Raw genomic sequence first — 11,916 nt, forward strand, 5'->3', positions numbered from 1 at the left:
TCTGGGAACGCATGTCCAAAGCTTCATCCCGATATCAGCGCGATCGCTGCGCGATCCGCACTGCCGGTACGCCTCGATCTGTCGGATACGCGATAATCTCTTCATCCGTAGTAGGGCCAGAGGCGATGGCGGCGATTGCGGCCGGACCGGCGCAAGATACGTACCTCGCGAAGCCTGGCCGGCCTCAATTCGACAGAGTTGGGGTCGTGGCTTGGAAATCGACGGAGCATTCTGCTACTGCGGGACCGAGCTCCTGGTCCCGTGCATGAACGCTAGCATCTCTTCCAAAGTGAGCTTGCCATCTTTGCCGCTGTCCATTGCCTTGAAAATCCGTTCGTGAGCCACCTGAAACTCCGGAAGTGCGATGGTCCCATCACTATCAGCGTCCATCAGTGCGAACATCATGCGGAACATGATCGGGGACCCCATCGCGTCCGCACCCATCATGCCGCGACCCATCATTCGTCCTCCCATCATACCTCCGCCGCCCATCATGCCTTGTCGCCCTTCCGGCTGGCCTGCAGAGGGCGTCGTTCGCGTGGGTGCCGGTACCTGGTCCGCTCCGGGATGATGGGCCTCGTGATCGGCTGGCGATTGAGCGAACGCGGGATAGCTCAGGGCGGTAAGCAGCAGCGCTGCTGCAATGGTTGGGCGTCGCATGGATGTCCTCCCGAGTTGGGCTGAAGTATCTATCGTGCCGATCTGTACCAAGTTCGGCTTGAGGCAAATCAACACGCAGTGTGCGGGGAAGCCTGCTGCGGTGCACGCAAACCTAAGTCGTTGACGCAGCTCAACGCCGTGCAACGCCATTGCATAACCCTTTCAAAAGGGAGAATCGGCCATAATTGTAAGGACGCCGTTATCGGCCATCACATGGCCGACAAGAGAGCCCAGTGATGCGTTTGCCCGTTCACGAGTGCCGCAGAACAAAGAGCTCGAAGAAAGTGCCGCTTGGCTACTGGAGGGTGTTCGTGCTGCTTGACGCAGCAGCCTTCATTGCAGGTGTTCAGTCAACGCCAAGCATGGCGATCCGCTGTACTACCGTTCGGCTACCCGAACGCCATCGGCGATTTTGTCGCTCGGGTGGAGAACGACCTGACGTCCTTCGGCCAGGCCCTCCAGCACTTCCGCCATGCGGTTGTTGCGATGGCCGATCTTGACCGGCATCAGACGCGCGCGGCCGTCTTCGACTGCGAATAGCGCCCAGTCCTCTCCCTTCCGAAACAGCGCGCTCACGGGCACCCTCAGAACGTCATCCGCGCTCCAGATCGTAGCGTGCACGATGACCCGGTAATCGTGGCCGAGGGGCGACCAAAGCTCCGGCGGATCGGTGAAGTCGATGGTCACGCGAACCCGCTGCTCCTCAATGCCGAGGGCCGATACTTTGAGAAAGCCGGCCGGATCGACCCGAACGACCTTGCCACGAACCGCCGGGCCACCCCAGCCGTCGATCCGGACCGGCGCGCCGACCTTGATCTGCACGGCGTCGATCGACAGCAGATCGGCGACCACCTCGAGATCACTTGGATCCCCGATATCGACCAAGGGTGCCCCGGGTGGAACGACCGCCTCGCTATCCTGGATGATCTTCAGCACCCGGCCGCTCGCGGGCGCCAGCACCCTGACGCAGCACGCCGGGTCTTTTGGTGGAGCCGCTGCGCTTGGATCGATCAATCGCGCCGCCAGGCTGGCCCGCATATTGCGGCGAAAGTCCAACTGCGCTCGCGCGCTCGCCAGCGCAGCTTCGTTGCTGGCAACTTCGAATTTGGCCTTGTCAAAGGCTTGGGTGGAGATCGTTTGCGTCCGCGCCAGCGCCTGCGCCCTCTGAAACTCGGTACGAGCGAAATCGAGCGTGGCTTCGAGCCGGCGGACTTCGGCTTCCTGCTGTTGGATCGAAGCATCAGCCGCGATCACCTCGGCTTCGAGCTGATCGTGCGAACGTACGTCAAGAAAGCTCGGTGGCGTCGGCTGCATGAGGGCCACAACTGTTTCGTTGGCAGTCACTTGGTCGCCGACATGCAGCGAAGCACCCCGTATGCCCATGGGGTGAGAAATTCTCAGCACTTTTCCACCGACTGGCGCCGATACGGTATAGACATGCCGTACGTTGGTTTTTCCGTCGTCGTCCGCGGTCACCTCCAGCGGGCCTTTCACGATCGTCGCCAAATCTACGGCGGCTGGCCGCGGCCAGGTAAACCAGATCACCAACGCGGCGATCGCGCCGATGACGACAATACCTATGATCCGCTTTGTCCAGTTTGCCGGCATGGTTCAATCCCGCGTTTTGAGAACGGCCACCAGGTCCAGTTGATTGATGCGCTCGCGCACCATGAACGCCGAGGCGATGGCGGCCAGCAGGACGACCGCGCTGGCGGTCACATAGGTCGAATGCTCGACGACCAGGCGCACGCGCATCAATTCACCGGCCAGATTGGTTTTCATGATCCATGCAAGGCCATAGCCCATCACCCACCCCGGCGGCTGGGCGATCAAGGTCAGGATCGCCAGTTCGAGCAGCAGGATGCGCAGCACCTCGCCACGCGTGAAGCCAAGCACCCGCAGGCTCGCCAGCTCCCGCGCCCGTTCCGAAAGCGATATCCTTGCGTTGTTGTAGACAACTCCGAATGCGATGACGGTCGCGAGGCCAGTGTAGATGCTGGCCATGGTCGTGATAAGGAGCGCGACGGTTTTGCGAAAGTTTGCCAGCGAAGTCCGCTGCAGTGCCATGCCGCTTACGGTCGGCATCGCCTTGACTGCCGCGTAGAACTGATCCCTGTGCATGTCGTCCAGGCTGAGGTTAACGCTGATCACGACCGGCCCTTCGCGCATCAGCCGCGCCAAGGCCTCAAGGTCCATCATGCCCCTGATGCCAAAGTAATCCTCCACCAACGCAATGACCGGCAGGGATATCGTTCGCCGCGCGCCTTCCAGGACATCGACCTCGACCGAATCTCCCACCCCGACACCTAGGATTTGCCCGAGCATGCTGGAGATCGCGAGCCCCGTCGCGGGAAGCACCACCGGCCGCAGGTCGACATCGATGATGCGCCTGAGATCGGATTCGGGACGGCGGCCGCTGATCGTGATGCGACGCTCAACATTGCCGCTTCGGATTCGAACCGCGACTTCGCGAAACGGCTCGGCGGCAAGCACGCCCGGAAGCCGCGCCACCTGCGTGACCACGTTCTCCGCCCGCTTCTCGACAAAACCGATCGTTGCGTCCTGCCGATCGGCCAGAAAGTAGGTCACCTCGATCAGTTGCTCCATGGTGTCGCGGGTGAAGAGCGAGACCACGAGAATCGCGGTGGCGAGCGCCATCCCGAGCACGGTGAATGCGGCCCTGGCCGGATGGCGCGAAATGTTGCGCAACATCATCAGCGTCGGCTGCGAAACAATTCTGTCCAGGGAAACGGCCGCAGGAACCAGCCGGTGAAAACTCGCCGGCGCGGGCGGCTGCATCGCGACGGCCGGCGGCAGCTTGATCACCTCCCTTAGCACGCGGATTGCACCGATGCCGGCCGCGGCTGCGCTTAACGCGCCCGCGATCGCGTAGAGATCGGGCGACCTCGCGAACAGCAGGAACGGAAAATGGAAGAAATCGCTGAACAGCGCGGTGACGCGCAATCCCAACAACGTCCCGACGACGCTGCCAATCGCAATCCCGATCAGAACGATGAGGGCGACGAATTTCAGGTAGTGCACTACGATGCCGCTGTCGCGATATCCCAAGGCTTTCAAAAGCCCGATCTGCTCACGCTCCAGCGCCACCAGCCGGCTAAGCGTCAGGTTGACGAGGAATGCCGACACCAGCAGGAAGATCGGAGGCAGCGTGCGGCTCATATTGTTGAGCATGTCGAGTTCGTGTTCGAGCCAGGCATGGGAGGTCTGATCCTTGCGCCCGTGGGCCGCCTGCCCGCCATAGCCATCGAGCAGCGAATCGAGCCGCGCGATGACCTCGGATTCCGATGCGCCACGCTGCAGCTTGACCGACACGGAAGAGAATGCACCGTCCAGATCGTAGACACTCGCAAGCGCCTTCTCCGACATCCAGACGATGCCGTAGCGACGGTCATCCGGCATCAAGTCGCCCGGCCCCACCGTGTAGATGAATTCCGGCGACAGCGCGGTGCCGACGATGACGAGCTGGCGCTTCTTGCCGTTCAGAATCGCCGAAAAGCCGGCGCCGGGTGCGAAGCCGTGGGCCAGCGCGAAACTCTCGTTGACCACCACCTCTTCGGCCCGTCCAGGCTCGGGCAGACGCCCGGCCCGCAGATAGAGCCGGTTGAGCACGGGTTCGCCGGTATCCGGCAGCGAGACGAACTGCGCGCTAGCGGGTTCGGAAAATCCGGGCACATCGACCAATGCAAGCCTGGCGATCCGCGCGTCGACCGCGGTCACGCCGGGAATTTGCGCGATCTGGTCCACCAGCGCCTTCGGTGCACGCTTGGCCAGCGCAAACACGTCGGCGAATGCGTATCGCTCGTAGTAGGCGAGGCGCGTTTCATCGAGCGAGCGATGCGAGCCGACCGCGAGGATCAGCGTCGCCACCCCGCCGCCGATCACCAAGGCAATCGCCAGCACCTGCGCCCACAAGCGCCTCGCGTCGCGAAATAGCTTGATGTCGAGCGCCGACATGATGTCACCAGACCAGTTGCGCTGCCTCATGGCGCGTTTCGTTTCGCTGGATCCTCGAGATTTTGCCGTCAGCGAAGAACAGCACCCGGTCCGCAACGTCCCGGATGCTGGCATTGTGGGTGATGATCAGCGTGGTGGTGCCGAGCTGGCGATTGACGCCAAGCAGCGCTTCGATCACCTTGATCCCGGTCTTCGAATCCAGCGCACCGGTCGGCTCGTCGCACAGCAACACCGCCGGCCGTTTGGCAATGGCTCGCGCGATCGCAACGCGTTGCTGTTCGCCGCCCGAGAGCTGCGCCGGAAAGTGATGCAGGCGCGCTCCGAGCCCGACCAGCTCGAGCGCTTCGTCCGGGCGCATCGGACGCTCGGAAATCTCCGTCACCAGCGCCACATTCTCATAGGCCGTCAGGCTGGGAACGAGATTGTAGAACTGGAACACGAATCCGATATGCCGACGCCGGTAATCGGTCAGATCCCGATCGCTCAGGCCGGTAAGCTCAAGGTCTTTGAAGAACAGCCTGCCGCTTGTCGGATGATCGAGGCCGCCCATGATGTTGAGGAGCGTGGTCTTGCCACTTCCGGAGGGACCGAGCAGCACCACCACTTCCTTTTCCGCGATCTCCAGATCGACATTGTTCAGCGCCTGGACCTGCACCTCGCCCGAGACGTAGGTCTTGGTTAGCGCCGTGGCGGTGAAGATCGCTTCGGTCATGGCATACTATGCAGTTGAAGCGGGCTTCGCAGATGTCTTCGGCAGTTCCCACAAGAACAAGACGAGGCTGAGCGCCCACACTAGCGCCATCGCCAGCAAGACCCATTTGAAATCGGAATCGATCATGAAATTGACGACGGCCATCCAGCCGATCGAGGCAACGCCTCCTGTAGCCGCGCCGACAGCCGCCGGAATCGAATGCCGGCGAAACGAAGTCACCGCCAGGGTGACGGCCAGAATACCCGTCGCCAGAACGTAGCCGCCCATCACCCGAAACACGTGCGTCAGCCACATCTCCAACCGAGGCCTGATCGCATCGAGCTGCGCAGCCGGCATGGCCATGAAGCGAATATCTTCCGGCAACAGCGCCGGCCGGATCAAAATGAAGTACGATCCGATGCCGACCAGCGAGATACCTGCGGCAATAAGAACGATTGATGATAGCGGCCAGGTTCTGTATTCGACGTCCATGAGATGAGCCGTCCCGCCCATGATTAGTCAGACCGTCGCGGATCCTTGATCTACCGCCGGTGACCGTACCTGAATTCCAGAACAGCCGGACTGGCCGCACCGCGCTCGATCGCGAGCTTCACGGTGTAGAGGTCGAAACCGGGAAGATTGAAAAAGCCGCCGTAGGTCGTAGTGCCCGCGATTTGCATCGGTTCGAGCTTCTTCCTGCTGCCGGACAATCCAAGGCCGGATACCTCTGCGGTCACAACAGCGTCCGAAACCCGAGCACCGGTCGCGGCGTCGAACACGGCGGCAACGACATGATATTCGTGGGCGCCTTCTGGAATGCCGCCATGCATCGGCGGTTCCTTGCCGGCTGCGCCAAGCCCCTTCACAATCTCCGCCGGCACAACGCCTAGATAGACCTTAAATCCGCCAGCCGTTTTCGATTGCTCGATAACCTGCGCGATGGCGGCATCGACCCACATCGGGGGCAGCCCTCCAACACAAAGCGCTCCGAGAAAAATCGCCATCGCCTGTCGTCGCGACTGGCTAGCCATGGCGATACTCGTCAGTAGGTGGTTGGCCCAATATCCGTCCGGGTTTCGGAAAAAATCCAGGCACCTCGGCCGCATACTTGGCATACGCATCGCCAAACTCAGACATTGCGTCACGCTCTTCGCTTCGCGCCAGCTTGATGTACATCACCGTCAGCACCGGGAACATCGCAAGCGTCAGGATGGTCGGCCATTGCAGCAGGAAGCCGAACATCACCAGGATGAAGCCGACATATTGCGGATGCCGCACGTAGCTGTAGGGCCCGGTGGTTGCGAGCGAGCGTTTCTGCTGGGCGTCGTAGAGAACTTTCCACGCGGCGGCGATCACGACGAACCCACCGCCGATGAATGCGAAGCTCAGGATATGGAAGGGACCTGCGTGCGGATTGGTTTTCCAGCCAAAGAGCATTTCCAGCAAGTGACCCGCGTCATGCGAGAACCAGTCGATGCCCGGAAAGCGCGACTGCAACCAACCGGACAGGAAATAGATCGTCAGCGGAAACCCATACATTTCCGCGAACAAGGCCACCAGGAACGCGCTGAAGGCGCTGAACGAGCGCCAATCCCGCGGCGTCTGCGGCTTGAAGAAGCTGTAGGCAAACAGGATAAAGACCGCGGAATTGACGATGACGAGGCTCCACAGGCCATAAGCCGGGGCTTCACCGTTCATGACGGCCTCCTGTCGCTATCGTGTTGATGGCCTCCATGACCGTGGCCTCCGTGCATGAACAGATGCATCAAAGGACAGGCGAGCAGCGGCAGCCAGACCAGCAACCCCAGGACGTGGGCCTGATGTTCGGTGAACAGCAACGCGCCGGCGATGACCAGGAACCCGGCCAGAACAAGGCCGACGCGGGACTTCAAAGACATTCGCTCGCGGGCGGGCTCTTGATGGGCAGAATGATCTTGCACTGACATCGGCAGCACTCCTGCTGAGCCAATGTCCAGTCTAGCCGGCTAGCGCGATGCCGTTTTGACCCAGATCAAGGGCACAGTGTGCTAGAAACGCCAGGCTATTACGATGCCATCATTTGTGTAAGCACTGCGCGCGCCTGTTCGTACGACTGCCATCGCGATCCGGATATTACCGCGCCCGATCGAAGAGCCATGTTCTGTACGAGAGGTCTATTCTACGACCAGCTTCCCGCGGAACATCCCCATTGGGCAGCCGAAGCCAAATTCGCCGGGCGATTTCGGCAGCAACTCGACAGCGACAGTCTGCCCGGTGGGCAGGTCAGCACTTTTCTGGAAATCGGAAAAGATGACCTTGTCCGAACAGGAAGCCGTCTCCTCCCGCCGAAAGTTCAGCCGAACCGGACGGCCGCTTCGAACGATGATAGTGTCGGGCGTATAGCCGCCCTTTACGAGGATCATCGCTTCCTGGTAACCGCCCGTGGTTTCGCTGGCGCGAAATCCCATTGAACGCTTAAGCCAGAAAAACCAGACGATGAAGGCGATCAGCGCCAGGCCGGCCGCCGTAGCGATCCAACGATCCGGGCTCATGATGCGGTCCTCCGGGGATTGAACAGGCGAAGCCGGTTGGCATTGGTTACGACGGTAACCGAGCTGAATGCCATGGCGGCTGCGGCAATCAGCGGCGAAAGCAGAACTCCAATGAAGGGATAAAGCACGCCCATCGCCACGGGAATGCCGAGGGCATTATAGCCGAATGCTCCAACCAGGTTCTGGCGCACATTCCTCATGGTTACGCGGCTGATCTCGATTGCGGTCACGACGCCTAGCAAACTCCCCTTGATCAGGGTGACATCGCTGGCTTCAATGGCCACGTCGGTACCGGTCCCTATCGCAAAGCCCACGTCAGCTTGAGCCAGCGCCGGAGCATCGTTAACGCCATCGCCGACCATCCCGACCGACTTTCCTTCGAGCTGCAACTTCTGCACCTCGTGAGCTTTGTCATCGGGCAGAACCTCGGCAAGGACCCGATCGATACCGACCTGCTTCGCAATAGCGCGCCCGGTACGTTCATTATCGCCGGTGAGCATCACGACTTCGATGCCGAGGGCCTTCAAGATGTCGACCGCGGCTTTCGAATCCGGCTTGACCGTATCGGCAACCGCCACCAGTCCGGCGGACTTGCCGTCGACGCTGACATACATCGGCGTCTTGCCTTCATTGGCCAGACGACCCCAATCCCCTTCCAGCATGTCGATCGCGATTCCGCGATCGCGCATCAGCTTGGCGTTGCCAAACAGGACACCACGGCCATCGATCTTGCCGCTGACACCGTGTCCGGGAATAGCAGAAAACTCAGTCGCGTCGGAAAGCTTCAGGTCACGGGCCATGGCTCCCCTTACGATTGCCTCGCCGAGCGGATGCTCGGACCCCCGCTCCAGTGATGCCGTCAGGCGGAGCACCTCCGCCTCCTTGTAACCATTGGTGACGACCACATCCGTAAGCGCCGGCTCGCCCCTGGTGATGGTGCCGGTCTTGTCGAGAATGACGGCATCGAGCTTTTCGGCGGCCTGGAGCGCGTCACCCGACCGGATCAGTATGCCGTTCTCAGCGCCCTTGCCGATCCCAACAGTCAGAGAAGTTGGCGTGGCAAGACCGAGCGCGCACGGGCAGGCAATGATCAGGGTCGTCACGAAGACCACGACCGAAAACACCAGTCGCGGCTCCGGCCCAAAATCGTACCAAACGATCGCGGCCAGGATCGCCAGGATCATCACCGAAGGCACGAAATAGCCGGATACCGTATCCACGACGCGTTGGATCGGGGCTTTTGACCCCTGTGCGTCCTTGACCATGTTGATGATCGTTGCAAGCGCAGTGTCCTTGCCAACCTTGGTTGCGGTAAAGCGGAAGCTGCCCGTCTTGTTGAGTGTACCGCCGATCACCTCGTCGCCCACCTGCTTCTCGACAGGCATGGATTCGCCCGTGATCATCGATTCGTCCACGGCGCTTGAGCCAGAGGTCAGGCGACCATCAACGGGAACCTTGTCACCCGGTCTCACAACCACCGTGTCATCGACAACTACCTCTTCGACGGCGATATCGATCTCCTTGTTTTCGCGGATCACGCGCGCGGTCTTCGCCTGCAATCCGATCAGCTTCTTGATCGCCTGCGAGGTTCGGCCCTTGGCCTTGATTTCAAGCGCAAGCCCGAGGACGACAAGTGCAATGACGACGTCAGTGACGTCCCAGAAAACCTCGGCAAGCGCCATGCTCGGGAAGATCTGCGGCCACGCAACGGTAACGACCGAATAGGCAAAGGCTGCGCTGACGCCGATCGCAATCAGGGTGTGCATGTTGGCGGCCCGGTGTTTCAGGGCGTCCCACATGCCGACAAAGAATTGCGAGCCGGCCCAGACAAGCACGGGAAAACTGAGCACACCGAGGAGCGCCCAAACGATCCGGCGGGTTTCGCTGCCCATTGGCATCCAATCGCGAAGTCCTGGAACCAGATCGGGATAGCTTAGCGCCATGACTGGAATCGAAACTGCGGCGGCAAACCAGAATTTCCGCATCAATGTTCGGTATTCCTGCTCATTGGCAACTTCGGCGGGATCGAGCAGGTCGGCTTTCGGATCAATCTTCGGCTCGGCGACCCGGTAGCCCGCCGACTCGATCGCGTTACGGATCGTCGCAAAGTCGGCCTTTTCCGGTTGATATTCGATATCGGCCGCATTGGTCCCGAGGCTCGCACGCGCCGCAACAACCCCAGGCACCATTTGCAACGCAAGTTCAACACGGATGAGGCATGAACTGCAGTGCATGTTCTTGATTGGAACGCGCGTCGTAGCGGTGCCTGCCGCATAGCCGACGGCACGGATGGCATGAAGTATGTCCGAAACCCTCGTTCGTGCTGGATCGTATTCAATCCTCGCAATTCTGGTGCCTGGGTTTACGCTTGCGGACATCACCCCTGACACCGCCGCAACAGCCTTCTCAATTGCCGGCGGACAATGGGCGCAGGTCATTCCACCGATACGAAGCTCGATACTCTGCTTTCCTCCTATGCGGTCGACATCTTGACGATCAGACGAAGCCGCCCGCGTCTTCACAGTTGTCGCGTTCATGACGTTCTCCCAGCTGCAAGCTGCCCCCTGTCCCGCGCCCATGCTCTCTCCCACGCCGCATCGTCGCCCGCGAAGCGCTTCGAACCAGAACTCGACAATGTCGCCGTTTCAGTGAGACCGAGGTTGAGCCAGATCAATTCCGTCAAGGGGATCAGCCCTAGGCTGCGTCAATTTCGTCCGACGTCCGCGGACATCGTTCGTCCCATTCGCCGGCCATGAGGTGTCAACGCGATCGGCGTAGCGCGTTGCTGCTCCGGACCTCGCGAGCTCTAATGGTTGTGTTCGGTCTCTATGCTGATCGGCGAAAAGACAAAGCGAGGCGCAGTCCGGTCGACCTGCTTTGACCAACTCCGATAATACGCGACGGCTATCATGATCAAGAGCCCGCAGGCACCGACAACGATTTGCGCAAAAAGGCTGTCGGAGACCGTGATCAGCACGAAATGGGCGACGAAGGCCAGATAGACGCCCACGCAAAACACCTCCAGCGATTGCTCGCCACACTTGATCAGAGGACGAAACACCGGCCACTGGAGAATGGGCGATTCACGGGGAAGGAAGTAGACCACCAGCACAGCGAGTGCTGCCAGGTGCAGTACTCGATAGGGCGCAAGATAGGTCTTGTCATTCGGCACAAAGACGCCTCGAACCGCGTCCGGAAATAATGACTGCAAAGGTGGTATCGCAGTGGACAACGTCATGATCAGCGCGAAGATCAGAAATCCAATGCTGAACGTGAGAGCAAGTCTGGAGTTTGCCAGCGCACGCAGCCGATGCGACCCGCCCAACGCAAGCCAGCCGCCCAATACGAACAGAAGCTGCCAGGCAAATGGATCGAAGTACCAGACGCCGGCGGGATAGGAGGTCAAGTTCCACAGGAAGTGGCGTGCCAGGAAATAGAGAGCGACCGAGGCAGCCATCATTGCGTCCGGCCACCGAAGCATCAGCCAGAGCGCCAGCGGAAATCCCGCCATCAGCACGATGTAAAGCGGCAATACGTCCAGGTTGAGAGGCTTGAATCGCAACACTAGCGCCTGCGTCAGCGTCTCGACAGGTTGATCCATCAGGCCGGCAACGTTGAACTGGTCCATCAGATGAGGAATGTCGAAGCCATGCGCGATGTAGTGGATGGTCGTGACATAGGATAAGAACAGTACCAGTTGCGCGACGTAGAGCTGCCACACCCGCTTCCACAGGCGGGTAGCTCCGATGATGAAGCCGCGCTGCACCATCATCCGCGCATAGACCAGAGTCGCAGTGTAGCCGGAGATGAAGACGAACAGGTCCGCGCCGTCACTGAACCCGTAGTTTCGTGTCGTCAGCCAGGCCAGGAAGCTATCCGGGATATGGCCAAAGAATATCAGCCAGTTTGCCAATCCGCGAAACAGGTCCAAGCGCACATCGCGTTGCCCATCAGGCAGATTCGTGTGGGGGTTCATTGCGAACTTGATTTCAGCGGCACCAGGGTTGTTAGCGCAGGGCCACAATACCGAGTTATCACGGCCTTGCTTGTTGATCTTGG

Annotated in this window: 11 protein-coding genes; all 11 read right to left on the bottom strand. The window is 60.4% G+C overall.

The genetic code is table 11. The features are described 5' to 3' along the window. Window positions 1-234: 234 nt before the first annotated feature. Complete coding sequence (locus LMTR3_RS38840; RefSeq protein ID WP_065749686.1) at window positions 235-660, bottom strand: EF-hand domain-containing protein; 426 nt, start codon at window positions 658-660, stop codon at window positions 235-237. A gap of 378 nt (window positions 661-1,038) precedes the next feature. After that, the gene (locus LMTR3_RS35065) at window positions 1,039-2,268 is read right to left on the bottom strand and encodes an efflux RND transporter periplasmic adaptor subunit (RefSeq protein WP_065749506.1); all 1,230 of its coding nucleotides are present in this window, start codon (window positions 2,266-2,268) and stop codon (window positions 1,039-1,041) included. Between the two features lie 3 nt (window positions 2,269-2,271). Continuing rightward, window positions 2,272-4,635: an ABC transporter permease gene (locus LMTR3_RS35070; protein WP_065749687.1), complete on the bottom strand. Its 2,364-nt coding sequence runs from the start codon at window positions 4,633-4,635 to the stop codon at window positions 2,272-2,274. Window positions 4,636-4,639: 4 nt separating this feature from the next. After that, complete coding sequence (locus tag LMTR3_RS35075; RefSeq protein ID WP_065749507.1) at window positions 4,640-5,347, bottom strand: ABC transporter ATP-binding protein; 708 nt, start codon at window positions 5,345-5,347, stop codon at window positions 4,640-4,642. 6 nt (window positions 5,348-5,353) lie between these two features. Beyond that, the gene (locus LMTR3_RS35080; RefSeq protein ID WP_065749688.1) at window positions 5,354-5,818 is read right to left on the bottom strand and encodes a hypothetical protein; all 465 of its coding nucleotides are present in this window, start codon (window positions 5,816-5,818) and stop codon (window positions 5,354-5,356) included. Window positions 5,819-5,868: 50 nt separating this feature from the next. Continuing rightward, window positions 5,869-6,357: a hypothetical protein gene (locus LMTR3_RS35085; RefSeq protein WP_065749508.1), complete on the bottom strand. Its 489-nt coding sequence runs from the start codon at window positions 6,355-6,357 to the stop codon at window positions 5,869-5,871. Further along, window positions 6,350-7,024, bottom strand: coding sequence for a methyltransferase family protein (locus LMTR3_RS35090; protein WP_065749509.1), 675 nt, complete (start codon window positions 7,022-7,024; stop codon window positions 6,350-6,352). Before LMTR3_RS35090 ends, LMTR3_RS35085 begins: the two co-directional genes overlap by 8 nt. After that, window positions 7,021-7,272 (bottom strand): DUF2933 domain-containing protein, encoded by a 252-nt coding sequence (locus LMTR3_RS37190; protein WP_084029991.1) that lies wholly within the window; start codon window positions 7,270-7,272, stop codon window positions 7,021-7,023. The genes LMTR3_RS35090 and LMTR3_RS37190 overlap by 4 nt, the downstream gene beginning before the upstream one ends. A gap of 207 nt (window positions 7,273-7,479) precedes the next feature. After that, a complete protein-coding gene (locus LMTR3_RS35100) occupies window positions 7,480-7,857 on the bottom strand; it encodes a cupredoxin domain-containing protein (RefSeq protein ID WP_065749511.1) in 378 nt (125 codons plus the stop codon). Continuing rightward, window positions 7,854-10,436, bottom strand: a complete 2,583-nt coding sequence (locus LMTR3_RS35105; protein WP_245320143.1) for a heavy metal translocating P-type ATPase — start codon at window positions 10,434-10,436, stop codon at window positions 7,854-7,856. The genes LMTR3_RS35100 and LMTR3_RS35105 overlap by 4 nt, the downstream gene beginning before the upstream one ends. Before the next feature lie 227 nt (window positions 10,437-10,663). Next, window positions 10,664-11,833, bottom strand: coding sequence for an OpgC domain-containing protein (locus tag LMTR3_RS35110; protein WP_065749513.1), 1,170 nt, complete (start codon window positions 11,831-11,833; stop codon window positions 10,664-10,666). Window positions 11,834-11,916 lie beyond the last annotated feature (83 nt).

The sequence above is a fragment of the Bradyrhizobium sp. LMTR 3 genome, assembly GCF_001693485.1.
Lineage (GTDB): Bacteria > Pseudomonadota > Alphaproteobacteria > Rhizobiales > Xanthobacteraceae > Bradyrhizobium.